This window comes from Janthinobacterium sp. (assembly GCF_009923995.1).
Lineage (GTDB): Bacteria > Pseudomonadota > Gammaproteobacteria > Burkholderiales > Burkholderiaceae_D > Janthinobacterium.
On the sequence record NZ_RFSK01000077.1, the window covers coordinates 1 to 24,357 of the forward strand.

The 24,357-nt window shown below is 64.3% G+C and carries 23 protein-coding genes; 11 read left to right on the plus strand and 12 right to left on the minus strand.

Annotated elements, in window-relative coordinates; all coding sequences use genetic code 11:
* Both EBS11_RS25170 and ompR read right to left on the minus strand, forming a co-directional pair.
* Window positions 1-1,296: sensor histidine kinase (locus EBS11_RS25170; RefSeq protein ID WP_290607656.1), on the minus strand; the 1,296-nt coding region annotated here is incomplete at its 3' end.
* 13 nt (window positions 1,297-1,309) lie between these two features.
* On the minus strand, window positions 1,310-2,011 hold the full coding sequence (ompR, locus tag EBS11_RS25175) for a two-component system response regulator OmpR (RefSeq protein ID WP_223278807.1): 702 nt from the start codon (window positions 2,009-2,011) through the stop codon (window positions 1,310-1,312).
* 263 nt (window positions 2,012-2,274) lie between these two features.
* Here ompR and EBS11_RS25180 point away from each other — a divergent pair, with 263 nt between their 5' ends.
* Window positions 2,275-2,670 (plus strand): hypothetical protein, encoded by a 396-nt coding sequence (locus tag EBS11_RS25180; RefSeq protein WP_290607658.1) that lies wholly within the window; start codon window positions 2,275-2,277, stop codon window positions 2,668-2,670.
* A gap of 157 nt (window positions 2,671-2,827) precedes the next feature.
* Window positions 2,828-4,687, plus strand: a complete 1,860-nt coding sequence (locus EBS11_RS25185) for a flagellar assembly protein A (RefSeq protein ID WP_290607659.1) — start codon at window positions 2,828-2,830, stop codon at window positions 4,685-4,687.
* Window positions 4,688-4,696: 9 nt separating this feature from the next.
* Here the strand turns inward: EBS11_RS25185 and arfB are convergent, their stop codons facing one another.
* Entirely contained in the window at window positions 4,697-5,095 is a 399-nt protein-coding gene (arfB, locus tag EBS11_RS25190) for an alternative ribosome rescue aminoacyl-tRNA hydrolase ArfB (RefSeq protein ID WP_290607661.1), read from the minus strand.
* Between the two features lie 217 nt (window positions 5,096-5,312).
* Here arfB and EBS11_RS25195 point away from each other — a divergent pair, with 217 nt between their 5' ends.
* On the plus strand, window positions 5,313-5,813 hold the full coding sequence (locus EBS11_RS25195; RefSeq protein ID WP_290607663.1) for a chemotaxis protein CheW: 501 nt from the start codon (window positions 5,313-5,315) through the stop codon (window positions 5,811-5,813).
* A 37-nt stretch (window positions 5,814-5,850) separates the two neighbouring features.
* On the opposite strand, the gene EBS11_RS25200 is transcribed toward EBS11_RS25195, so the two are convergent.
* From EBS11_RS25200 to dapC, 8 genes are all read right to left on the minus strand, one after another.
* Window positions 5,851-7,842: an ATP-binding cassette domain-containing protein gene (locus EBS11_RS25200; RefSeq protein WP_290607665.1), complete on the minus strand. Its 1,992-nt coding sequence runs from the start codon at window positions 7,840-7,842 to the stop codon at window positions 5,851-5,853.
* Between the two features lie 94 nt (window positions 7,843-7,936).
* On the minus strand, window positions 7,937-8,827 hold the full coding sequence (gene prmB / locus EBS11_RS25205) for a 50S ribosomal protein L3 N(5)-glutamine methyltransferase (RefSeq protein WP_290607667.1): 891 nt from the start codon (window positions 8,825-8,827) through the stop codon (window positions 7,937-7,939).
* A gap of 57 nt (window positions 8,828-8,884) precedes the next feature.
* On the minus strand, window positions 8,885-10,021 hold the full coding sequence (gene dapE / locus EBS11_RS25210; protein ID WP_290607669.1) for a succinyl-diaminopimelate desuccinylase: 1,137 nt from the start codon (window positions 10,019-10,021) through the stop codon (window positions 8,885-8,887).
* Window positions 10,022-10,090: 69 nt separating this feature from the next.
* Window positions 10,091-10,444: an ArsC family reductase gene (locus tag EBS11_RS25215; RefSeq protein ID WP_290607671.1), complete on the minus strand. Its 354-nt coding sequence runs from the start codon at window positions 10,442-10,444 to the stop codon at window positions 10,091-10,093.
* Window positions 10,445-10,579: 135 nt separating this feature from the next.
* On the minus strand, window positions 10,580-12,127 hold the full coding sequence (locus EBS11_RS25220) for an FAD-dependent oxidoreductase (protein ID WP_290607673.1): 1,548 nt from the start codon (window positions 12,125-12,127) through the stop codon (window positions 10,580-10,582).
* Window positions 12,128-12,181: 54 nt separating this feature from the next.
* On the minus strand, window positions 12,182-12,622 hold the full coding sequence (locus EBS11_RS25225; protein ID WP_290607675.1) for a hypothetical protein: 441 nt from the start codon (window positions 12,620-12,622) through the stop codon (window positions 12,182-12,184).
* A 93-nt stretch (window positions 12,623-12,715) separates the two neighbouring features.
* Window positions 12,716-13,543, minus strand: coding sequence for a 2,3,4,5-tetrahydropyridine-2,6-dicarboxylate N-succinyltransferase (gene dapD / locus EBS11_RS25230; protein ID WP_070282206.1), 828 nt, complete (start codon window positions 13,541-13,543; stop codon window positions 12,716-12,718).
* Between the two features lie 13 nt (window positions 13,544-13,556).
* Window positions 13,557-14,786 carry a succinyldiaminopimelate transaminase gene (dapC, locus tag EBS11_RS25235; RefSeq protein ID WP_290607679.1) on the minus strand — a complete coding sequence of 410 codons (1,230 nt, stop codon included), beginning with the start codon at window positions 14,784-14,786 and terminating at the stop codon, window positions 13,557-13,559.
* 261 nt (window positions 14,787-15,047) lie between these two features.
* On the opposite strand from dapC, the gene tsaB reads away from it, so the two are divergent.
* The 4 genes from tsaB to EBS11_RS25255 are packed head-to-tail and all read left to right on the plus strand — an operon-like array spanning window position 15,048 to window position 18,097.
* The gene (tsaB, locus tag EBS11_RS25240) at window positions 15,048-15,773 is read left to right on the plus strand and encodes a tRNA (adenosine(37)-N6)-threonylcarbamoyltransferase complex dimerization subunit type 1 TsaB (RefSeq protein ID WP_290607681.1); all 726 of its coding nucleotides are present in this window, start codon (window positions 15,048-15,050) and stop codon (window positions 15,771-15,773) included.
* Window positions 15,770-16,267, plus strand: a complete 498-nt coding sequence (gene rimI, locus EBS11_RS25245) for a ribosomal protein S18-alanine N-acetyltransferase (protein ID WP_290607683.1) — start codon at window positions 15,770-15,772, stop codon at window positions 16,265-16,267. The genes tsaB and rimI overlap by 4 nt, the downstream gene beginning before the upstream one ends.
* Window positions 16,264-17,166, plus strand: coding sequence for a uracil-DNA glycosylase (locus EBS11_RS25250; RefSeq protein ID WP_290607685.1), 903 nt, complete (start codon window positions 16,264-16,266; stop codon window positions 17,164-17,166). Before rimI ends, EBS11_RS25250 begins: the two co-directional genes overlap by 4 nt.
* On the plus strand, window positions 17,153-18,097 hold the full coding sequence (locus EBS11_RS25255) for a DUF1853 family protein (protein WP_290607687.1): 945 nt from the start codon (window positions 17,153-17,155) through the stop codon (window positions 18,095-18,097). The genes EBS11_RS25250 and EBS11_RS25255 overlap by 14 nt, the downstream gene beginning before the upstream one ends.
* Window positions 18,098-18,160: 63 nt before the next feature.
* Here the strand turns inward: EBS11_RS25255 and lplT are convergent, their stop codons facing one another.
* A complete protein-coding gene (lplT, locus tag EBS11_RS25260; protein ID WP_290607689.1) occupies window positions 18,161-19,423 on the minus strand; it encodes a lysophospholipid transporter LplT in 1,263 nt (420 codons plus the stop codon).
* A 247-nt stretch (window positions 19,424-19,670) separates the two neighbouring features.
* Here lplT and alr point away from each other — a divergent pair, with 247 nt between their 5' ends.
* From alr to fliD, 4 genes are all read left to right on the plus strand, one after another.
* On the plus strand, window positions 19,671-20,762 hold the full coding sequence (gene alr / locus EBS11_RS25265) for an alanine racemase (RefSeq protein ID WP_290607691.1): 1,092 nt from the start codon (window positions 19,671-19,673) through the stop codon (window positions 20,760-20,762).
* Between the two features lie 82 nt (window positions 20,763-20,844).
* A complete protein-coding gene (radA, locus tag EBS11_RS25270) occupies window positions 20,845-22,221 on the plus strand; it encodes a DNA repair protein RadA (RefSeq protein WP_290607693.1) in 1,377 nt (458 codons plus the stop codon).
* Window positions 22,222-22,352: 131 nt separating this feature from the next.
* Complete coding sequence (locus EBS11_RS25275) at window positions 22,353-22,673, plus strand: PilZ domain-containing protein (RefSeq protein WP_290607695.1); 321 nt, start codon at window positions 22,353-22,355, stop codon at window positions 22,671-22,673.
* A 244-nt stretch (window positions 22,674-22,917) separates the two neighbouring features.
* Window positions 22,918-24,303 carry a flagellar filament capping protein FliD gene (gene fliD / locus EBS11_RS25280; protein ID WP_290607696.1) on the plus strand — a complete coding sequence of 462 codons (1,386 nt, stop codon included), beginning with the start codon at window positions 22,918-22,920 and terminating at the stop codon, window positions 24,301-24,303.
* The last annotated feature ends 54 nt before the right edge of the window (window positions 24,304-24,357 follow it).

Sequence of the window (24,357 nt, forward strand, 5' to 3'; positions counted from 1 at the left end):
TTCGGCGCCGTGGCGCAGCAGGACGCGGTCGACGATGGCCAGGCCGAGTCCGGCGCCGTTGGCTTGCCCGCGCGCCGTGTCGAGGCGGGTGAACGGCTTCATCAATTGCTCGATCTTTTCCGCCGGCACGCCCGTGCCATGGTCCTGCACCTCGATGATCACCTTCTTCGCCCCATGGCTGGTGCGCACGTGGCAGGCGATGTCGATTTCCGTCACGTCGCTGCCCGGCGTCTTGCCGTAGCGGCGCGCATTCTCGATCAGGTTGTTGAGCACGCGGCGCAAGTCGGTGGGGTTGCCCATCGCATGCGCCCCTTCGGCGATTTCGGCATGGATCTTCACGTCGGGCAGGCGCATGGCTTCGCGCGTCATGTCGGTCAGCAGGCCGCTCAGGTCGACGTCCGTAAAGCTCGACGCTTCCGTCGGCTTGGCGTAGTCGAGGAACTGGCCGATGATGGCGTCCATCTGCCCGATATCGGACTGGATGCCTTCGCGCGCCTCGTCCGACAGGTTCGCCATTTCCACTTCCAGCTGCATGCGCGCCAGCGGCGTGCGCAAGTCGTGCGAGATGCCCGCCAAAATCACGGCGCGGTCCGATTCCACCTGCTTCAGATCGTCGACCATCTGGTTGAAACTGCGGTTCGCCTCAATGATCTCGATCGGGCCCTTTTCCGGCAGCGGCGCCGGCTGCTTGCCCTTGGCGATGTCGCGCGCGGCCGCCGTCAGGCGCGACAGGGGCAGGTTGATCAGGCTGGAAATGATGGCCGCGCCCAGCAGCGACAGCAGCGACACCAGGCTGGCCCAGCCCAGCCACTGGAAGCCCGTCAGGCCGCGCAGGCGTTCGCGGTCCAGCATCAGCCAGTATTCGTCGTCGTCGATCTTGAAGCTGACCCAGAAGCCGGCCACGCCGTTGACGCGTGCGGAAAAGCGCGTGTCCTTGCCCAGCTTGGCCTTCACCAGCGCCTCGATCTCCGGCATCAGGTAATTGTCGGGCGGCGGCTCGATGCGGTCGTCCTCTTCCAGCGAGAAGATGCGGATGCCTTCATTGCTGACGAGGTCGAACAGCAGCTCGCGCCGCAGCTCGGGGGCCGAGTGCGTCAGCGCCGCATGCGTGATGGTGACGACGGAAATGATCTGGGCGGAAATCTGCTGCGCCTGCGGCTCGCGCTGGATGACGGAAATCATGCCGATCCAGGTGATCATGCTGACCGTGGTCAAGGTGCCGAGCAGCAAAAAGGTACGCCAGAACAGGCCGCTTTTCAGCCGCGCCAGGCTGATATCGGGAACAAGCTTCATCATGCCTCGCCAGCGATCAGCGCGGCTGTCCGTCCGGGATGAAGACGTAGCCGAGGCCCCACACGGTCTGGATGAACAGCGGGCTCGACGGATCAGGCTCGATCAGCTTGCGCAGGCGCGAGATCTGCACGTCCAGGCTGCGGTCGAACACTTCGTACTCGCGGCCGCGTGCCAGTTCCATGAGTTTTTCGCGCGACAGGGGCTGGCGCGCATGGCGGGCAAACACTTTCAGCACGGAAAACTCGCCTGTCGTCAGGGGCACCGTTTCGCCATTCTTTTTCAGGGTGCGCGTGCCCAGGTCCAGCACGAAGTCGCCGAACTCGAAGGTTTGCGGCGTTTCCGACGGCGCGCCGGGAATTTCATCGGGACCCTTGCGGCGCAGCACGGCGCCGATGCGGGCCACCAGTTCACGCGGGTTGAACGGTTTCGGCAGGTAGTCGTCGGCACCCATTTCCAGGCCCACGATGCGGTCCACGTCCTCGCCCTTGGCCGTCAGCATGATGATGGGCGTCTGGTCGCCCGCGCCGCGCAGGCGGCGGCAGATGGACAGGCCGTCTTCGCCCGGCAGCATCAGGTCGAGCACCAGCAGGTCGTAGCGCTCGCGCAGCCACAGCTTGTTCATGGCGGTGGCGCTCTCGGCCGTAAAGACGTTGAATCCCTGTTCGGTCAGGTAGCGGCGCAGCAGATCGCGCAGACGCACATCGTCATCCACCACCATGATCTTGGCCTGGTGGCCGTGGACGGATTGCGTTGTTGTATTGCTGCCGGAAGTGGAGGTTGTGGTCATTTAGGGTGTCGTGTTATCTTATATTGGTTGCTATAGTAACGCCTCGCGCGGCGCCCACAAGGGGCTGTGGCGACCCATTACAAACTGTTACAAACTTTACCCAATTACTCTTACTGCACCGTGTAAAGCATCATACACTGGGGCCACAGTGGAAATCAGCTTTAGTTTATACGGCATCGCGGAAGAGGAACTCAATGAATATCTTTACTAAAAACATTCACGCCGCTCCCAGCGCAGCTTTCGCAGCGCGCACTTCCTCGTCCGTGCTGTCCGCGTTTGCCGCGTGTTCCATCCTGGGCGCCAGCCTGGCGCAGGCACAGAACCAGCCGCCGCCCCGCCGTGACGAACAGCAGCAGATGCAGGCCCAGCGCTATGAGCAGGTACAGCGCAGCAATAGCAATGATACGCGAGTACGCGAGCAGCGTGACGCACGCAGCTTCGACACGCGCGTGGAAGAGCAGCGCCGCGCCAGCGAAGGGGCCGATGCATCGCGCCGCACGGGCCGCATGACGCCCGACGAGCGCCGCGACCTGCGCCGCCAGATCAATGAAGTGGGCCAGGACATTTACTCCAACCCGCCGCGCCGCTAGGCTTCCCGCACCCCATCTCACAGGGCCATCTCGCAAGACATGGCCCTGTCTGCATCTGGCAGGCACATTGCTGCCGAGTCAGGCACGCCGCCACGCCCCGTGATATTGTTCTAGTGCACTGAGGCAATTCCCTGAATTTTCATTCTGGAGGCAAGTGGTGAGCGACGAAGCAAGGCCCGTTCCGGAGGCGGTTCCCGCTGGCGGCTTGCCGCGCGGCCTGGTGCAGCGCCACGATGGCGTGTTTCTCGACCTGGCGCTGGCGCCCGCGCAGCTGCGCGCCGCCGTCGACCAGCTGTTCCAGTCGGGGCAGCTGCTGGCCGGACTCGATTACGCCCTGTTCCTGCTGACCCTGTTCCATGCGCCCGTGCCGGGCAGTCCCCCCAGGGGCGAAGCCCTGCTGCGCATCGCTGCCCGCGTGGCGCCTTTTCCACCCCTGCGGCGCCTGCTCTACAAGCAAGTCAAGATCCGCGGCGACAGCGCCGAGTTCTACTTCGAGGCGCTGCCGCCCGACGCGGATGGCCAGGTGCCGGCGCGCCGCGAGTTCGACGAGCTGGTGGCCGACCTGTGGGGCAAGGGCGTGCGCTATGGCCTCGACAGCGCGGCCGTGCGCGCCATACTCGACGCCGGCAAGGCCGAGCGCATCACGGTGGCGCGCGTGCTGCCGCCGCAGCCGGGGCGCGACGCCCAGCTGGTCGAAGTGTCGCAGGGCATCCACCGCGACGATGCGCCGCGCGAGCGCCCCGACGGCCGGCTCGACTTGCTCAGCTTCAAGAACCGCTTCCCGCAAGTCAAGAAGCATGCGCGCCTGCTGCGCTTGCTGCCGGCGGCGCCCGGCTTGCCCGGCTATGACCTGGCCGGCAACGTGCTGCCGCCGCCAGCGCCGCTGGAACTGGACCCGGCGGCCGTGGCCGGCAATGGCACGGCCGTCGAGCGTTACAGCGAAGGCGACTTCGTCGTGGCCACGCAGGATGGCTACGTGAATGTCGATGAACACGGCAAGATTTCCATCGAAAACAAGATCGTCAGCCGCGACGGCGTCAGCAGCCGCACCACGGGCAACCTGAAGCTGCGCGCCGCCTACGAGGAATATGGCGACGTGCAGGAGCAGCGCCAGGTGGACGGCAGCGACATCACCATCCACGGCGACGTGTACGGCCACCTGCATTCGCATGGCGGACTGATCCTGTTGCAGCGCAACCTCGTGGGCGGCACGGCCTTCAACGAGCACGGCGACGTGCGCATCGCGGGCGTGGCATCCGGCTCCGTGGTGCAGGCCCTGAGCGGCGAGGTGCACCTGAAGCGCGCGGAAAGCTGCGTCATCGCCGGCACGCGCGTGGTGATCGACCATGCCAGCAATTGCGAGATCATCGCCGACGAAGTCGTCATCGAACTGGCCGAAGGCTGCGCCGTGGCGGCGCGCACCATCCGCATCGGCAGCGCCGGACCGCGCCGCCAGGTGGAGATGCTGCTGTTTCCGCTCGTGCCCGACCTGAGCGCGCTGGAGCAGCGCATCGCCGACAGCCTGGCCAAGGGCGAGCAGCATGCGCGCATGCAGGCCAAGCGGCAGCAGGAAATCGACGCCATCGCGCAATTGCCCGAGGTGCGCAACTACCTGACCCTGGCGGGCCAGCTGCGGCGCGGCGAGCTGCAGCTGCAGCCGGCGCAGCAAGTGCAGTACGACAAGCTGGCCGCGCGCATCGCCCCCGTCCTGAAGGAGGTGGCGCGCCTGCGGCTGGAAGTGAAGCAGTCGGAAATCCTGCAGGCGCAGATGCTGGCGCTGGTGCAGCAGCTGCGCCAGTCGCGGCAGGCGACGGCCGGCCAGTCGCGCTGCACCCTGGGCCTGGTCGACGGTGAAACGACGGTGCGCGCCATGGTGGTGCCGCCCGGGCCGGCCAAGGTCTACGACCGGCCGCCGAAGGAGATCAAGGCGCTGTTGCGCAGCGCCACGCCGGCCACGCAGCTGGTGTTTGCGGACAGCAGCGGCAGCCTGGACTGGACGTACGCGCCGCCGCCGTAGCGCCGCCGCCTAATCCGTCACCTTGCCGCGCGACTGTTTCAGGATGCTGTGGGTGCTCTTGCTGTCGAGGCGGCGCCGCTGCGAGCTGCGCGTGGGCTTGGTGGCGCGGCGCACGGCGGGCAAAAAGGTCACGCTGTCGATGATTTCCTGCAGGCGCCGCAAGGCTTCCTCCTTGTTCTGCTCCTGGCTGCGCGACTGCTGCGCCTTGAGCACCAGCACGCCATCCTTGCTGATGCGGCTGTCGCGCAGGGCCAGCAGGCGTTCCTTGTAGGCTTCCGGCAGCGACGAGGCGGCGATGGGGAAGCGCAGGTGGATGGCGCTGGACACCTTGTTGACGTTCTGTCCGCCCGGGCCCTGGGCGCGGATGGCGGAAAACTCGACTTCAGCGGGATTGACGAGGTGTTGCATGGCCGGCCTGTGGAAAAAACATGCTGGTATTGTAAGCCAAGACGGGCGGCACTGCGCCCGCGCAAGGCCGTGCCCCCAAGCGCTGATGTCTTCCTGGAAAGTTGATGTTTCTCAACGCCGGCCGCGGCGATGCCCGTTAGCATGGGGCCAAAGTTGCACTATTGCAGCATTGCGCCACTGCGCATCCTGGCAGCGCTTACCGGATGAAAGGAACACCATGCAGCCCACGACACCACCCGGCGCCGCTGGAACGGCGGAACGCGGCACTGCGCACTCCCTGACGCAGTACCTGAGCTTCCGCCTGGGCGGCCTGGAATACGGCCTCGATTACCGCTGCGTGCGGGAATTGCGCCCCCTGAAGGAGCTCGACCGTTTTTCCTCGGAAGGGGAAGTGCTGCACAGCGTGGCCGTCTCGCGCGGCGTGATCATCCCCATCGTCGACATGCGCGCCGCGTTCGGCAGCGCCCGGGGCGCGCCCGATCCGTCCATGGACGTGATCATCCTGCAGCTGAGCAATGGCGTGATGGGCATGGTGGTCGACGGCGTCACCGATATCGTCACCCTGGCGCCCGGCGACATCGCCGCCGTGCCGGGCCTGGGCGAGACGGAGGCCGACTACCTGCTGGGCCTGGGCACGGTGGCAGGGCGCCGCCTGATCCTCGTCGACATCGACCGCCTGATGGCCATCCGCAGCCCCAGTCCCATGCAGGCGGCCTGAAAAAAAGACGACCCGGGGGTCGTCTTGGTGTCTTGCGTTAGCCGAGTTTCTCTAGCTGATCCTGCAGATCGAGCCATTCCGCTTCCAGTTCGGCCAGATCCTTGGTGAAGAAGGTCTGGTCGGCCAGCAACTGCTTCAGCTTGGCTTTGTTGGCCGCGTCATAGATGCTCGGCTCGCCCAGCTTGGCGTCCGTTTCCGCCTTTTGCGCGTTGCGCTTGGCGATCTGCTCTTCCTGGCGCTTGATCTTGTTTTCGATCGGCTTGCGCAGGGCGGCCGTCTTCTGGCGCTCTTCCGCTTCCTTGCGCTTGTCGCGCACGGGCGCGGCAGGGGCCGGGGCGGCGGCGACCGGCGAAACGACGGGGAAGTCCGTCTTGTTGGCCTTGCCGGCGGCCGGCAGCACGTCCGTGCCCTTGCCCAGCTTGGTCTTGAACAGCCAGTCCTTGTAGTCGTCCAGGTCGCCGTCGAACGGCTGCAGCTTGCCGTCGGCAACGATGATGAATTCGTCCGTGGTGGCGCGCAGCAAGTGGCGATCATGGGAAACGACGACCAGGGTGCCTTCGAACTGCGCCAGTGCTTCCGTCAGCGCTTCGCGCGTTTCCAGGTCCAGATGGTTGGTCGGTTCATCGAGCAGCAGCAAGTTCGGACGCTGCCAGACGATCAGCGCCAGGGCCAGGCGGGCTTTTTCGCCGCCCGAGAAGGGCGCGATCGAGCTGGTGACCATGTTGCCGGGGAAGTTGAAGCCGCCGAGGAAGTTGCGCAGTTCCTGCTCGCGCGTGGTCGGCGCGATCTTCGACAAGTGCCACAGCGGCGACTCGTCGTGGCGCAGCATTTCCACCTGGTGCTGGGCGAAGTAGCCGATGTTCAGGCCCTTGCCCAGGGTGGCGTCGCCCGTCAGCGGCATCAGCTCGCCGGCGATGGTCTTGATCAGGGTCGACTTGCCGGCGCCGTTCTGGCCCAGCAGGCCGATGCGCTGGCCGATCTGCAGCGAAAACTTGATGCCGTTGACGATGGTCTTGTGCGTGATTTCGCCCGTCGCTTCGTTCTCGATCTTGTAGCCCGCGTCGACGTCTTCCATCACCAGCAGCGGGTTCGGCGCGCTCAAGGGCTCGCGGAATTCGAACGAGAATTCGGCGGCGGCGCGCAAGGGCGCCAGCTCTTCCATCTTCGCCAGCGCCTTCATGCGGCTCTGCGCCTGGCGGGCCTTGGAAGCCTGCGCCTTGAAGCGGTTCACGAACGATTCCAGGTGGGCACGCTTGCGTTGCTGCTTTTCCAGCGCGCCGGCGGCCAGGATCATCTGCGCCGCGCGCTGGCGCTCGAAGCTCGAGTAGTTGCCCGAGTAGCGCTTCAGCTTGCGCTCGTCGATGTGCACGACGACGTTGACGACTTCGTCGAGGAAGTCGCGGTCATGGGAAATGATCAGCAAGGTGCCGGCATAGCGTTTCAGCCAGTCTTCCAGCCAGATGATGGCGTCCAGATCCAGGTGGTTGGTCGGTTCATCGAGCAGCAGCAGGTCGGACGGGCACATCAGCGCCTGCGCCAGGTTCAAGCGCATGCGCCAGCCGCCGGAAAAACTCGCCACGGGCTGCTGCATCTGGTCCAGGGTGAAGCCCAGGCCCAGCAGCAATTGCTCGCCGCGCGACTGCACCGTGTAGGCGTCGGCGTCGGCCAGCGCGCTGTAGATCTCGCCGATGGCAATGCCGTTTTCCGACGTGGCCGGTTCCGATTCCAGGCGCGCCAGTTCCGCTTCCAGTTTGCGCAGGGTGACGTCGCCGTCGATGGCGTAGTCGAGCGCGGCGCGGTCCAGCGGCGGGGTTTCCTGCGCCACGTAAGCCACGCGCCACTTGGCGGGGAAATCGATTTCGCCCTGGTCAGGGTGCAATTCGCCACGCATCATGGCGAACAGGCTCGATTTGCCCGCGCCATTGGCGCCGATCAGGCCGATCTTGTCGCCCGGATTGAGGGTGACGTCGACTTGTTCGAGCAACGGTTTGATGCCGCGCATCAGGCTTACTTGTAGGAAACGTATCATTTTTTTCTTTGTAGAGGCTGGGGTCAGACCCGGCGGGGACATTTGTCCCAGAGGGACGAATGTCGATCCTGAAGGGACTGACCCCGGTAGTCAATTAGGCCAGCTTCAACTGCTCGGCCGTCAGCAGGAACACCATGTCGTCGCCGGCGCTCGTCGTCAGCCAGGTCAGACCCAGCTCGCCGAAGGCCGCTTCCGCGTATTCGCGTTCGTTGCCGATCTCGATCATCAGGATGCCGTCGTCCGTCAGGCGTTCGGCGGCGCCGGCGATGATCTTGCGCACCAGGTCCATGCCGTCGCTGCCGCCGTCGAGGGCGATCTGCGGTTCAGCCAGGTATTCCTGGGGCAGGGCGCCCATCGAGGCGGAATTCACGTACGGCGGGTTGCTGATGATCAAATCATATTTCTTGGCCGGCACGTTGGCGTACAGGTCCGATTCGATCAGGTGCACGCGGTCCTGCAGCTTGTACGTGTCGACGTTGCGCTTGGCCACAGCCAGCGCGTCGGCGGAAATGTCCACGGCGTCCACGCTGGCGTTCGGGAAGGCGTCGGCCATCATGATGGACAGGCAGCCCGAGCCGGTGCACAGTTCCAGGATGTTTTCCACGGCGTCCGGTTCCGGCACCCATGGCGCGAAGTATTCCGGGATCAGCTCGGCGATGAAGGAGCGGGGCACGATCACGCGCTCGTCGACGTAGAAGTTATACGTGCCCAGCCATGCTTCCCGGGTGATGTAGGCGGCCGGCACGCGGTCGATGCTGCGGCGGTCGATGACGGTCATCACGCTGGCGATTTCCGACGGCAGCAATTTGGCGTCGAGGAAGGGTTCCAGGCGGTCGAGCGGCAATTTCAGGGTGTGCAGGACCAGGTAGGCGGCTTCATCGAACGCTTCGGCGCTGCCGTGGCCGAAAAACAGCTTGGCGGTGTTGAAACGGGTGACGGCGTAGCGCAGCAGGTCGCGTGGCGTGGAAAACGGGTTCGGGGTCATGGCATTCTCGAAAAGACGGTGTTCTGGCCCGCCGTGGCGGGCCTCGGTATGTCAGGTTCAGGCGGGCAGCAAATGCTCCAGCGTGCGCCGGTAAATATTCTTCAGGGGATCGATGTGGCGCAGTTCGATGTGCTCGTCGATCTTGTGAATACTGGCATTGGGCGGCCCGAATTCTATCACTTGGGGGCAGATCTGCGCGATAAACCGGCCATCGGAGGTGCCGCCCGTGGTCGACAGCTCCGTCACGATGCCCGTTTCCTGCTCGATGGCGGCGGACAGCGCATCGGACAGGGTGCCGCGCGGCGTGAGGAAGGGCAGGCCGCTCAGGGTCCACTGCAAGTCGTACTGCAAGTCATGCCGGTCGAGGATGGCGTGCACCCGTTCCTGCAGGCTTTCCGCCGTGCTGGCCGTGGAAAAGCGGAAATTGAAGTCGATCACCATGTCGCCGGGAATGACGTTGTTTGCGCCCGTGCCCGCGTTGATGTTGGACATTTGCCACGTGGTCGGCAGATAGTATTCATTGCCCGCGTCCCATTGTTCCTCGACCAGGTCGGCCAGCGCCTGCGCCGCTTCGTGGATGGGGTTTTTCGCCAGGTGCGGATAGGCGATGTGGCCCTGCACGCCCTTGATCGTCAGCCGGCCCGACAGCGACCCGCGGCGGCCGTTCTTGATCATGTCGCCCAGCTGCGCGCTCGACGTGGGCTCGCCCACCAGGCAATAATCGATCGTTTCGCCCCGTTCCTTCAGCTTGTCGCAGACGATGACGGTGCCGTCCGTGGCCGGGCCTTCCTCGTCGCTGGTGATCAGAAAGGCGATCGAGCCCGTGTGCCCGGGCGTGGCGGCAATGAATTCATCGCAAGCGACCACCATGGCGGCGATCGAGGTCTTCATGTCGGCCGCGCCACGGCCGTACAGCTTGCCGTCGCGGTGCGTGGGAATGAAGGGCTGCGAGCGCCACTGCTCGACGGGGCCCGTGGGCACCACGTCCGTATGGCCGGCAAAGACGAACACAGGCGAGGTGGTGCCGCGGCGCGCCCACAGGTTGGTCACGTCGTTCGACTGTATCGTTTCGCAGACAAAGCCCAGCGGCGTGAGGATGTCGATCAGGTGCTGCTGGCAGCCCTTGTCGTCCGGCGTGACGGAGGACAGGGCGATCAGTTTTTCGGTCAGGGCGAGGGTTTTGGAGGTGGTCATGGTGTGGAGCGGGGTCGTACCCTTGGGACTCGGTGTCCCCGTACGACCCCAGCCTTGCAGGGGTCGGGTTTAAACTGAAAAAATGTTCTTGTACTGCGCATCGGAAAACGCCACGCTGAACTGGCCATCCTTGTCCAGCACGGGGCGCTTGATGATGGACGGGTTTTCCAGCATCAGGTCCAGGGCGCTGGCGGCATCGACGGTGGCGGCTTTGCGATCGTCGGACAGGGCGCGCCACGTCGTGCCTTTCTTGTTGACCAGCACATCCCACGGCAATTGCGCCAGCCAAGCCTCGACGGTGGCGCGTTCCAGGCCCTGTTTCTTGAAGTCGTGGAAGGTAAAGTCGAGCTGCTGCGCGGCCAGCCAGGTGCGGGCCTTTTTGACGGTATCGCAGTTGGGGATACCGTAGAGTGTAATGGTCATAGTGGTCGGGCTAACGGGGAATGAATGCGGTTCGCTTGATCGCGGCGCTTGCGCCGGCACGATATGCGATGTCAGCCGCCATTATACAGTCGTTGCGCCAGTCGATGCGGCGCTGCAACATGCCCGCGGCTTTTCCTAGACGGGCCGTGGCGCCGCCTTGCCGGCTTCCGCCGGGCCGAAATGCAGGCCCAGCCGCAGGGCCAGGGCGCGCAGGGCGCCGCTTTCCTGCAGGTGCAGGGCCAGCGCGATGTGGCCATCCGGGCGCACGAGGTAGGCGGCGTCGCGGCCCAGGCCCGCCAGCTTGGCGGCCACGTTGAAAGTGTAGCAATGCACGGGCAGTTTCAGCACGCGGGCCTCGTCCAGCAGTTCCGGCGCAGCTTCGCCATAGATGTGCAATTGCCAATCCATGCTGCGCAGGGCGATGAAATTGTCTTGCGTGCCGTCGGAAAACCACGGCAGGCGGTCGCCGCCGCGCAAGTGTTCCGCGTAGCCGGCGGACAGGGCGCTGTCTTCATAGCTGATCTGGATTTGCGACACCGTGCGGAACAGCAGGCGGCGCGCCCGCTCGAAGCCGGACAGGAAGGGCAGGGCGTGCGGCACCAGCCAGCGGCGCAGGAATTGCCCGGCCATGCCTTGCGCGACGATGGCCTGGAAGGCGCGGTCGGTGGTGGCGACGAGCTTGCGGGCGAACACGATGCGCTCGCTTTCATAGGTGTCGAGCAGGGCGTCGTTGCTTTGACCCCGCAGTTTTTGCGCCAGCTTCCACGCCAGGTTGACGGCGTCGCCCAGGCCCGTGTTCATGCCCTGGCCGCCCACGGGGCTGTGCAGATGGGCCGCATCGCCGAGGATGAAACAGCGCCGCTCGCGGAATTGCCCGGCCACCCGGTGGTGCACTTTATACGTGGAAAACCAGTTCACGTGCTCGACCTCGATGCCCAGCAGGGCTTGCACCGGTTCCCGCACGTCGTCGAACACGGGCGCGGGCGCGCCTTCCGGCCGGTCGGGCAGGATGCCGATCAGGCGCTGCATGCCGCTGGTGCGCACGGGCAACATCAGGGCAAAGGCGTTGGCGCCCAGGTGGGCGTGCAGATCCATATTGCTGCCGGCCACTTTCGCGTCCGCCACGTAGTACAGGTGGTCGTAGGTGCCGCCGGAAAAGTCGAAGCCGGCGATCTCGCGCACGGCGCTGCGGGCGCCGTCGCAGCCGCAGATATAGTCAAACGTGCAATATTGTCGTTCGCCATCTTTCAGCAGTATGGCTTGCACTTCGCTATCGTCCTGCGTCCACAAGTCGAGGGTGACGTTCCATTCCACGTGCACGCCGGCGGCTGCCAGCTTGCTGATAAGAAAGCGTTCATGCTCGTCCTGGGGCAGGCTGAGCACGAAAGGGTAGGGACTCAGGCCTTCGCCGATCTCGCCCAGCGCCAGTTTCACCAGTTCCTCGCCGCCCTCGTGAATGTGCATGGCATTGATCTTGATGCCCAGGTGGACCAGCTCGTCCGCAAAGCCCAGCTGCTGGTAAAACTCCAGGGTGCGCGCATGCACGGCCATGGCCCGCGACGCCTGGCCCGGCCCGCTGTTCTTGTCGATGATGCGGCAATCGACGCCATGGCGCGCCAGGCGCAAGGCAAGCATGAGGCCGGTAGGGCCGGCGCCGACGATCAATACGGGAGGAGTATTCATGCCATCCAGTATAGGACAGGATGGGAGATGGCTGCAGGACGATTGAAGTTGTGTTCAGTCGCCATGTGGGAGAGGTGCGGCGCCGGCCAGGGCGCCAATCTGACTGCTACGCAGTTTTTTCAGTGTTGCAAATTGCGGGCCTGTTTCATCTATCCGATAGTCTTTAAGCAGAGTGCCCTGCGCGTCCCACACTTGGTTCCGGATACATATTCCTAGTTCATAGTATCCGTCGGATTTGCGCGCGCCATTGTCGTGCCATTCCCGCGCCTGGCCGTGTAGCGCGTTCAGAGCAAGCCATTCTTCGCGAATAAGTCTGTTTGTAGCCGACCATTGCCGGGAGATCCCGTTTTGCTGGCCATTAACAAAACTGGTTTCTGTCATTAATACGCCCTCGGCATCGTTTTCAACCGCCACGCCGCTAAATGGTGCGCCTGCGTAGCACATCAGCAGGAAATCCTCTGATGGCTCCAACGTCTCGTAATCGACTCTGAACATGCGTTACCTCTAACAAATGTTGCACTGGCACAAATAGAAATGTCCCGCCGGGGCGGGACATTCAGGTATTGCCGATACTTCACTGCGAAGTGATCAAATACCGCGCAAGAGTTCGTTGATGCCGGTCTTGGCGCGGGTCTTCGCATCCACGCGCTTGACGATCACGGCGCAGTACAGCGAGTACTTGCCGTCTTCCGAAGGCAGGTTGCCCGACACCACGACGGAGCCGGCCGGCACGCGGCCGTAGGTCACTTCGCCCGTGGCGCGGTCGTAGATCTTGGTCGACTGGCCGATGTACACGCCCATCGAGATGACGGAGTTTTCCTCGACGATCACGCCTTCGACGATTTCCGAGCGGGCACCGATGAAGCAGTTGTCTTCGATGATGGTCGGGTTCGCCTGCATCGGTTCCAGCACGCCGCCGATGCCGACGCCGCCGGACAGGTGGACGTTCTTGCCGATCTGCGCGCAGGAACCGACGGTGGCCCAGGTGTCGACCATGGCGCCTTCATCGACGTAGGCGCCGATGTTGACGTAGGACGGCATCAGCACGACGTTCTTGGCGATGAAGCTGCCGCGGCGGGCGACGGCTGGCGGCACCACGCGGAAGCCGCCCTTGGCGAAGTCTTCCTTCGTGTAGTTGGCGAACTTGGTCGGCACCTTGTCGTAGAACTGCATCGTGCCATCGGATGGCAGGACGACGTTGTCTTCCAGGCGGAACGACAGCAGCACGGCTTTCTTGACCCACTGGTTGACGACCCAGTCGCCCGAGGTTTTTTCCGCCACGCGGATGCTGCCGTTGTCCAGGCCGTTGATGACGTGGGAGACGGCGTCGCGCAGTTCGGCCGTGCCGTTGCCCGGATTGATCTCGGCGCGGTTTTCCCAGGCCTGGTCGATGATGTTTTGCAGTTGTTGGCTCATGATGATGTCTTGTTTAGTGGGTTGATGCGGATGCGGAAAGCTGCTGGCAGAATTTTACTATGCGCAACGCCGCTTCCAGCCCTTCGGCCGTTTCGGCCACGAGGGCCATGCGGATGCGGTTGCGGCCCGGATTGATGCCGTGCGCGTCGCGCGCCAGGTAGCTGCCAGGCAATACCGTCACATTATATTCGGCGTACAGGCGTTGCGCGAATTCCGTGTCGGACAGGCCCGTGCGGCTGACGTCGGCCCAGAGGTAGAAGCCGGCGTCCGGCAATTGCACGTCCATCACCGATTGCAGCAGCGGCGTGATGGCGTCGAACTTGGCGCGGTACTTGGCGCGATTTTCCTCGACATGGGTTTCGTCGTTCCAGGCCGCGACGGAGGCCGCCTGCACGGCGGGGCTCATGGCGCCGCCGTGGTAGGTTCGGTAGAGCAGGAATTTTTTCAATACTTCCGCGTCGCCGGCGACGAAGCCCGAGCGCATGCCCGGCACGTTCGAGCGCTTCGACAGGCTGGAAAACACCACCAGGCGCGCATACGGACGCTCGACCGTGGACAGGCCCAGCATGTGCGCCGCCTGCAGCGCGCCCAGCGGGGGCGTGTCGCCGTGGTAGATCTCGGAATAGCACTCGTCGGCGGCGATGACGAAGTCATAGCGCTCGGACAGGGCGAACAGGTGTTCCCAGTCCGTCAGGGTCAACACGGCGCCCGTCGGGTTGCCGGGCGAACACAGGAACAGCAGTTTCACCTTTTCCCACACGGACGCGGGCACGCTGTCGTAGTCGCAACCGAAATTGCGCGCCGGGTCGGAATTGACGAAATACGGTTCGGCGCCGGCCAGGTAGGCCGCGCCTTCATAGATCTGGTAAAACGGATTCGGGCTGATCACGAGCGAACCGGCCGCCGGATCGATCACCGTTTGCGCCAGCGCAAACAGCGCTTCGCGCGAACCGTTCACGGGCAGGATTTGCGTGGCAGGATTGAGCGTGGGGATGCCGTAGCGGCGCTCCAGCCAGCCGGCGATGGCGCCGCGCAAGGCTTCCGAGCCGATGGTGGTCGGGTAGCTGGCCAGGCCGTGGATATTGTCGACCAGGGCCTGCTCGATGAAGGCCGGCGTCGGGTGCTTGGGTTCGCCCATGCCCAGGCTGATGGGCGCATACTCGGGATTGACCGTTACGCCGGCAAACAGCTGGCGCAGCTTTTCAAAGGGATATGGTTGCAGTTTAGCAAGAAGTGGATTCACGGAACGGACCAGGGCAAGAGTGGAAGACGGTGTTGCTCAGCGTTTGATTGCGCAACGATAGCCGGGCGCCCGGGCGGCGCCGGCATCGCGCTGGCACTCGGCGCCGCCATGGCGCATGCCAGGCAAGGCCGCTGAGCCTTTCATTATAGCCGCCCTCGCGCCGGCGCTGTGCGGGCGCCATGCCGCGGGCGATGGCGTTCCCTCGCAAGGCAGGCCCGGGCGGGGAGTGCCGCAGCATGGCGCGGCAGGGTAAAATACGCTATGTCTACCTTATTACCCACTCTCCTCGCTATCGAAACCTCGTCCGAACTCGCCTCTTGCGCCTTGCTGCGCGGCGACGTCGTCCTGTCCCGCGCCTCGTCGGGCGTGCGCACGCATTCCCAGTCCATCCTGCCGATGGTGCAGGAATTGCTGGCCGAAGCGGGCGTGACCCTGGCCGACGTGGATGCCATCGCCTACGGCTCCGGCCCCGGCTCGTTTACGGGCGTGCGCACGGCTTGCGGCATCGCCCAAGGCCTGGCCTATGGCGCGAATCTTCCCGTCGTGCCCGTCGTCACGCTCGACGCCATGGCGCTGGCCTGCCACCAGCAGCATGGCGCGCAGCGCATCGTGACCGTGCTCGACGCGCGCATGGGCGAAGTGTACTGGGCGCAATATGATTACCAGGATGGCTTGCACGCTGTATTGCCGCCCGTCCTGAGCGCGCCGGCCGGCGTGGCGCCGCAGGGCGACGTCATGGGTTGCGGCAACGGCTTTGCCGCCTATGCCGAGGCGCTGGCCCCGCTGCCGTGCGCCGCCACGGCCGACGCCGCCATCATGCCCCACGCCGTGCAAGTGGGGCAGCTGGCGCGCATCGCCTTTGCGGCCGGTCATGTCGTGAAGGCGGCCGATGCGCAGCCTTTGTATTTGCGCAACAAGATCGCCTACACGAGCGCGGAACGGCTCGACATGCAGGCCGCCAAGGCCGCTGCGGAGTCCGCGCAATGAGCGAGGCGGGCAAGGTGCGCGACGACGGGGCAGGCTGGGACTTGCTGCGCCTCGACTACCAGCCGATGGCCGAGGCCGACTTGACCGAGGTGCTGGCGCTGGAACAGCGCGTGTATCCGTATCCCTGGACGCATGGCAACTTTGTCGATTCGCTCAAGAGCGGCTACCCGGCCTGGGTACTGCGCGATACGGACGGCACCCTGCTTGGCTATTTCCTGCTGATGCTCGTCGTCGACGAGGCGCATTTGCTCAACGTGGCCGTCGACGGCGCCATCCAGGGCCAGGGCCTGGGCCGCTTCCTGCTGAACCAGTCCTGCGCCTGCGCGCGCCAGCTGGGCATGGAATCGATGCTGCTGGAAGTACGCCCGTCGAACGTGCGCGCGCTCGACATTTACCAGCGCTACGGATTTGCCCAGATCGGCCGGCGCAAGGGATACTATCCGGCCAGCAACTCGCAACGTGAGGACGCCATCGTGATGCGTTATACCTTATGAGCCGCAGCGCCGTTTTCCTCGATGAAATGGGCGTGGGGCCATTGTGGCGCCTGCGCCAGGGCGCCGCAGCCGAAGCCGTTGAAGCGGCCGAAGCCGCGCCGGCGGAGCTTGCCGAGCCGCTAGCCGCCGCGCCTGCGCCTGCACCAGTTACGGTTCCCGTTCCCGTTCCCGTTCCGGTCGCGGTCCCGGTGCCCGCGCCCGTGCCCGTGCCCGAAGTTGTTGCTGAGGTGCCAGCCGCGGCGCCAATGCCCGTCGCCCCGTCCGACGACACGGCCTGGTTCGACGATGCGCCGCCACCGCCGCCCGTGAAGCAGCTGAGCGACGCCGACATCGCCGCCCTCGACTGGGATGGCCTGGCGGCCGCCGTCGCCAAGTGTGCGCGCTGCGACTTGTGCAAGACGCGCAAGGGCGTCGTCATGGGCCGCGGCGACCGCCAGGGTGCCTGGCTGATGCTGGCCAGCAGTCCCTCGCGGCTGGAAGAGCGGGAAGGGCGCGCCTTGCCGGGCGAGCAGGGAAAATTGCTCGACAATATGCTCAAAGCCATCGAAGTCGATGCGGCCAGCGATGTCTACATCACGCACCTGCTGAAATGCCGTCCGCTCGATGAGGCGGGTCAGGAGCGCCTGCCGACAGAGGCCGAGTCCGCCGCCTGCCGTCCGTATTTTGACCGCGAGCTGGCCCTGCTGCAGCCGCGCACCATCATTACCCTCGGTTCGATGGCCGCCGCCGGCATCAATCCCGGCGAAAAGCCCGTGCGCGGCACGGTGCGCCAGCTGGGCAGCGCGGCCGTCGTGGCCACCTTCCACCCGGAAATGTTGTTGCAGGACGAGACGGGCAAGGCCAAGGCGCGCGCCTGGGCCGATCTGTGCCTGGCGAAAAGTACGCATGCGGGCGACTGACCGGGCCGGCGAGACTTTCCAGGCCCGCTTCGAACGCCGCTGGGGGCATCTGACGCACCCCCGCGTGCGGGCGCTGGCCTGGCTGCTCGATTCGCCCGATTTGCTCGACCCGGCCAGCCCCCACTGGGGCGGGCGCATCGCCAGTCTGCCGGCCGTCACGCCTGCCGTGGCCGCCTGGCTGGACGCCTTGCAGCGCGATCCTGCGCCGCTCGATGGGGCGCTGGGTCCCAAGTTCTATTCCCGCCTGGGCCTGTACGCTGAAAAGCTGCTGGCCTTTTATTTTGAACAGCAGGGATTGCTGCAGGCGCATGGCTTGCAGGTGCAGGTCAACTGCAACGACACGGTGGGCGAGTTCGATTTCCTGCTGCGTGACGGCGACGATCTGCTGCACTGGGAATTTGCCACCAAGTTCTACCTGCTCGAAGGCACGCCCGATCCCGGCATCTTCAACCACTTGATCGGCCCCAACCTGGCCGATACCTTGGGCTTGAAGATGCGCAAGATTCTCGACAAGCAACTGGCCCTGGCCCGCCATCCGGCCGCGCAAGACTTGCTGGCGCAGCCCGTAAGGGCGGCGCAGGCGCTCGTCAAGGGCTGGCTGTTCTATGCCAGCGGCACGATGCCGGGCATGGACGGCATTTCTCCAGAGCATGGACACGGCTTCTGGTGCACGCCCGCGCAGCTGCCCGGGCAGCGCTATGTCATCTTGCCCCGGCTGCAATGGCTGGCCCCGTACAAGGGGCGCGAGGTGGATGTGCTGGAAGTCGATGCCTTGCGCGCGCAGCTGTGTGATCTGGCGCAACCCGTGATGGTCGCATCGGTAGACCATATCGACGGCTGGGATGTGGAGCGCACACGCGGTTTTGTCGTGCCCGCTACCTGGACGGAGCAGGCGGCCGCGCGGCGGCTGGCTGGCGCTTTGCCGATTTAAAACTCTTAACCCCAAAACATCCGGGGGCAGACCCTCAGGGTCTGACCCCGGCCCTTGCTGGGTTTAATGTTTTTGCTCGCCGATCAAGGAAAGATTGTCATGTTCCAGCTGGTTCAGCTTGTGCCTGCGCATGATCATGTACATGGTGCCGGCGACGAACAGGCCGAACAGGGTGATGATGATGTTCAGCGGCAGGTGCAGGCGGATCATGATGGAATACACGGCCAGCATGGTCAGAATGGACAGGTTTTCATTGAAGTTCTGCACGGCGATGGAGTGGCCTGCGCTCATCAGCACGTGGCCACGGTGTTGCAGCAGAGCATTCATGGGCACGACGAAGAAGCCGGACAGGGCGCCGATCAAGATCAGCAGCGGGTAGGCGATCCACACGGAGTGCACCTGCGTCATCATCATCACGATGACGCCCATGGCGATGCCCAGCGGGATCACGGTCAAGGACTTACGCAGGGGAATGAAGCGGGCCGACAGCACGGCGCCGCCCGCCACGCCGATGGCGACCACGCCCACCAGGCTGGTGGCCTTGTCGAACGGCATGTTCAGCGATTGCTTGGCCCATTCCAGCACGATCAGCTGCAAGGTGGCGCCGGCGCCCCAGAACAGGGTCGTCACGGCCAGGGTGATCTGGCCCAGCTTGTCTTTCCACAGGATGGAATAGCAATTGGCAAAATCGGTGATCAGTTTGATAGGATTGCGTTCCTGGTGCGGATACACGCAGCCCGTGTCGGGAATCTTCAGGTTGGCCAGGGTCGCCAGCGCATAGATGCCCACCACCACGCACAGCGCCGCTTCCGTCTTGTTGGTGATGCCCGTGTCGATCAGCGGGATATCGATGGACAGCAGCAGGTCGGACACGTGGCCGCTGACGAGCGCGCCGCCCATGACGGTGCCGAGGATGATGGAGGTGACGGTCAAGCCTTCGATCCAGCCATTTGCCGCCACGAGCTTTTCCGGCGGCAGCAGTTCCGTCAGGATGCCGTACTTGGCGGGCGAGTACACGGCCGCGCCAAAACCGACGACGGCGTAGGCCAGCAGCGGATGCACATGGAAGAAGACGAGGGCGCAGCCGAAGATCTTGACCATGTTGGCGATGAACATGACCTTGCCTTTGGGCAGAGCATCGGCGAAGGCGCCGACAAAAGCGGCCAACAGCACATAAAACAGCACGAACGACAGTTTGAGCAGCGGCGTGATCCACGCCGGGGATTTCATGGACACCAATAAATCGACGGCGACAAAAAAGAGGGCGTTATCTGCCAGCGAGGAAAAGAACTGCGCCGCCATGATGGTATAAAAACCACGATTCATTCTGGAATGCCTGAAATCATATCTGGCTTGCTTTATACCACGAAAAAACGGCAAACCCCAAGTTTGGACGGGCCTGCTTCACATCCGCTTGCCTAAGGCGCACTTAATTATTCTGCCGTAGAAAAATACACATACATGTGAGCATTTTGTAAATGCTGTCCTCTGTACACGACCTTGAGCGTGCGCCCCATCCGTGGCCTGCCCATCCGGTAAAATACGGCTTTCCCACCCGCCGTGAATCACGCATATGCCCAGGCCCCTCATCGCCACCATCCATCTCGATGCCATGCAACATAATCTGGCGCGCGCCCGTGCCTGCGCGCAAGGCGCCAGGGTGTGGGCCGTCGTCAAGGCGAATGCCTACGGGCACGGCCTGGAACGGGCCATGCGGGGCTTTGCCGAGGCCGATGGCCTGGCCCTCGTCGAAGTCGATTACGCCGTGCGCTTGCGCGAACTGGGCTGGACCAAGCCCATCCTGCTGCTGGAAGGCTTTTTCGACGCCAGCGACTTGCCCGTCATGGCGCAGCACCATTTGAATGGCAGCGTGCATTGCGTGGAGCAGATCGCCATGCTGGAAGCGGCGCGCCTGCCGCACGCCATCGACGTGCACCTGAAAATGAACACGGGCATGAACCGCCTGGGCTTTACGCCGGCCGCCGTGGCCGCCGCATATGCGCGCCTGCGCGCCATTCCCCACGTCGGCACGATCACCCTGATGACGCACTTCGCCAATGCGGACGAGGCGGCGCCCACGCGCTTGCCCCTGGAGCAGCAGATGCTGCGTTTCGAGGCCGGCGCGGCCAGCATCGGTACCGCCTTGCCGCGCAGCCTGTGCAATTCGGCCGGCCTGCTGCTGCATCAGCTGGACAGCGACTGGGTGCGTCCCGGCATCATGCTGTACGGCGGCACGCCCAGCGGCGCCCCCGGCGGCACGTCGGCGCAGGCCTTTGGCTTGCTGCCCACCATGACCTTGCGCAGCCAGATTATCGGCATCCAGGACATCGCCGCCGGCGAAGTGGTGGGCTACGGCAGCCGTTATGAAGCGGCGGGCAACGTCAAGGTGGGCGTGGTGGCCTGCGGCTATGCGGACGGCTACCCGCGCCACGCGCCCGAAGGCACGCCCGTGCTCGTCGACGGCGTGCGCACGGGACTCATCGGCCGGGTCTCGATGGACATGCTGATGGTGGACCTGACGCACGTGCCCGGCGCCCAGGTCGGCAGCAGCGTCACCTTGTGGGGCCAGGGCATGCCGGTCGACGACGTGGCGCTGGCCGCCGGCACCATCGGCTACGAGCTGATGTGCGCACTGGCGCCCCGCGTGCCCGTCATCGTAGCCTAGGTGACGCGGCGGCGCGGTTTGTATATACTGTGAATCTACTGTATATATAAACAGCATTATTCCTTACCCGGGCAAAAACACCATGGCAAAAGTCAAGACCATCTACACCTGCAGCGATTGCGGCGCCATCAGTAATAAATGGATGGGGCAGTGCACCTCGTGCAACCAGTGGAATACCATGGTGGAAACCCTGCCCGAGACGGGCGGCAACAACCGCTATTCCAATCCGCAGCACATGTCGCTGGCGCAGACGGCGCCCGTGCTGTCGCTGGACGACATCGACGCCATCGACGTGCCCCGCTTCGGCACGGGCATCGAGGAATTCGACCGCGTGCTGGGCGGCGGCATGGTGGCGGGCGGCGTGGTGCTGATCGGCGGCGACCCCGGCATCGGCAAGTCGACCCTGCTGCTGCAGGCGCTGGCCAATATGTCGCACCACAAGCGCGTGCTGTACGTCAGCGGCGAGGAGTCGGGGGCGCAGATCGCCCTGCGCGCCAAGCGCCTCGTCATCGACGCCAAGGAACTCAAACTGCAGGCGGAGATCCAGCTGGAAAAGATCCTTTCCACCCTGAACGACCTGAAGCCGGAAGTGGTGGTGATCGACTCCATCCAGACCGTGTATTCGGACGCGCTCAGCTCGGCGCCCGGTTCCGTGGCGCAGGTGCGCGAGTGCGCGGCGCAGCTGACGCGGGCGGCCAAGCAGACGGGCGTGACCATCATTCTCGTGGGCCACGTGACGAAGGAGGGCGCGCTGGCCGGGCCCCGCGTGCTGGAACACATCGTCGACACGGTGCTGTATTTCGAGGGCGACGCCCATTCCAGCTTCCGCCTCGTGCGCGCCATCAAGAACCGTTTCGGCGCCGTCAACGAGTTGGGCGTGTTTGCCATGACGGAAAAGGGCTTGAAGGGCGTGTCGAACCCGTCCGCCCTGTTCCTGTCGCAGCACGACAACCAGGTGCCCGGTTCCTGCGTGATGGTGACGCAGGAAGGCACGCGCCCCCTGCTGGTGGAAATCCAGGCCCTCGTCGATACCAGCCACTTGCCGAATGCGCGCCGGCTGTCCGTCGGCCTGGAACAGAACCGCCTGGCCATGCTGCTGGCCGTGGCGCACCGCCACGCGGGCATCGCCGCCTTCGACCAGGATGTGTTCATCAATGCCGTGGGCGGCGTCAAGATCACGGAACCGGCGGCCGACCTGGCCGTCTTGCTGGCGATCAATTCATCGATGCGCAACAAGCCCTTGCCGCGCGGACTCGTGGTGTTCGGCGAAGTGGGCCTGGCCGGCGAAATCCGTCCCGCGCCGCGGGGCCAGGAGCGCTTGCGCGAGGCCGCCAAGCTGGGCTTTACCCTGGCCGTCGTGCCCAAGTCCAACCTGCCCAAGCAAGCCATCGAAGGCATCAAGGTCATCGGCGTCGAGCGCATCGACGAGGCGTTCAACAAGTTGCGCGACCACGAGTAATAGTTGGCATGGTGTAAATGCCAAGTTTGAGACAAGTCAAACAGAATTTCCGTTTGGAACTATAATATTTGTCCGATGGATGCGTCTTGCGCATCCGCGTCGACCATGAATTGATAGAGAAGCGGAATACAGTGTCAGTTGAACAAAGGCAAGGCGCACGCAAGATTTTGCGTGCCAAGGCAATGTTGGTGATCGATGGCGCGGGGCCAGTGGCGGCGCGCACCCTCGATGTGGGGCCAGGCGGGATGTCGGCCGTGATCGCCGATCCGGTACCGGCGGGCAAGCAGGGCAAGGTGCTGTTCGAACTGTTCTACGATGGCAAGGCACACATCATCGAAGCGCGCACGGCCGTGTCGCACTGCATTTTCAGCAGCGCCGGTTTCAAGGTGGGACTCACGTTCCAGCAGCTGGACATGGCCGTCAGCAGCGCCATTGCCAAGTTCATGCGCTAGGCGCGGCGCTGCCCTCGTGGACCTGGCGCATGCATTGAAATGCGCTAAAATGGTGCAAACAGGTTTGCACGACGGTAAACATGGCTTTGCTCGCTGTTTTGATCTTTTAGCCATGCTGCATAATTATCAATCAGTGGAGACGACGCTGCCGCGCCTTGAGCGCTTGCCGCCTCATCTCTTGCAGACGCGGCGCACGGTCCAGCCTGAACCGTGAGCGCACACTCTCACCGGATGAAAAGCCACCATGTTTAATTCGACCATCAGCAGCAAGACCTATACCAACAATACGCAGCAGACCACACAGGGCAATATCTCGGCCGACGTGTATGCCAAGGTCGAGCGCCAGATGCAGTCGCAAAACACGGGCGTCGTCAAGCTCAATGCCACGCTGGCGCGCGGCCAGGCCAAGTTCTCGGGCCTGGGCCAGCTGCAATCGGCGCTGGCGAAATTCCAGACCGTGGCCAAGAACATGGCCGGCAGCGGCCTGGCCACCTCGGCCACGCCCAGCAGCAAGGACGTGCTCAGCGCCACCACCACCGACAAGGCCGCCAGCGGCAGCCATGAATTGAACGTCAAGCAACTGGCGCAGGGGCAAACCCTGCTGAGCGGCGCGCAGAAGTCGTCCAGCACGCCGATCGGCACGGGCGCGCCCGCGCTGGTGAAGATCGAAGTGGGCACGGCTGACGGCAAGCAATTTACGCCCGGCAGCGGCAAGATCATCTCGCTGACCATCGACAGCAGCAACAATAGCCTCGACGGCATCGCCGCCGCGCTCAAGCAGCAGGGCGTCGACGCCAGCGTGGTGAAGGGCGCCGACGGTTATTCGCTGGCGATCAATGGCAAGAGCGGCGCCGACAGCAGCATGCGCATCAGCGTCTCCGGCGACGCGGCCGTCAGCAACCTGCTGGCCTACGCGCCCGGCGCCGGCAAGGGCATGCAGCAGACGGCCGCCGCGCAGGACGCGCTGCTGACCGTCGACGGCAAGGACATCAAGAGCGCCACGAATACCCTGACGACGGCCATCGAGGGCGCCACCATCGAGCTGAAGAAAAAGGGCACGACCGACCTCGTCATCGCCAAGGACAGCAGTCAGATCGCCAGCAACGTGGCCAGCTTCGTCACGGCCTACAATGAACTCAACAGCAAGCTGCAGAGCCTGCAGCAGGGCGACTTGAAATCCGACACGGCCCTGGGCCAGGTGCGCTCGCAGATGGAACAGGTGCTGCGCACGGCCAGCACGGGCGTGCCGTCGTCGGTGCTGGGCAGCGCAGGCGTGACCCTGGGCAAGAGCGGCGAGCTGGTGCTGGACGAGAAAAAACTCAAGGCCGCCATCGATGCCGATCCCGACGCCGTCAGCAAGCTGTTTACGAATAACGGCAAGGGTGTGGCGGACCAGTTCGCCAGCAAGATCGGCGAGCTGACGGGCGAAACGAGCATCATCCGCAAGGAAGTGCAGACGGTGGGCAAGGACATCACCACCCTGACGAGCAAGAAGGCCGTGCTGGCGAAAGCGCTGACGGCGCAGGCGCAGGCGCTGGTGAAGGCGTATTCGGCGCAGGAACAGATGGGCACGAATTCGGCCTTGCCGGGGTATACGGGCAAGAATTCCCTCTTCGACTTCATGGCTTGAGAGCGCACCGCTAAAGCGCCCATGGCGGCGTTGCACCGCCTTGCCGTACTAGTG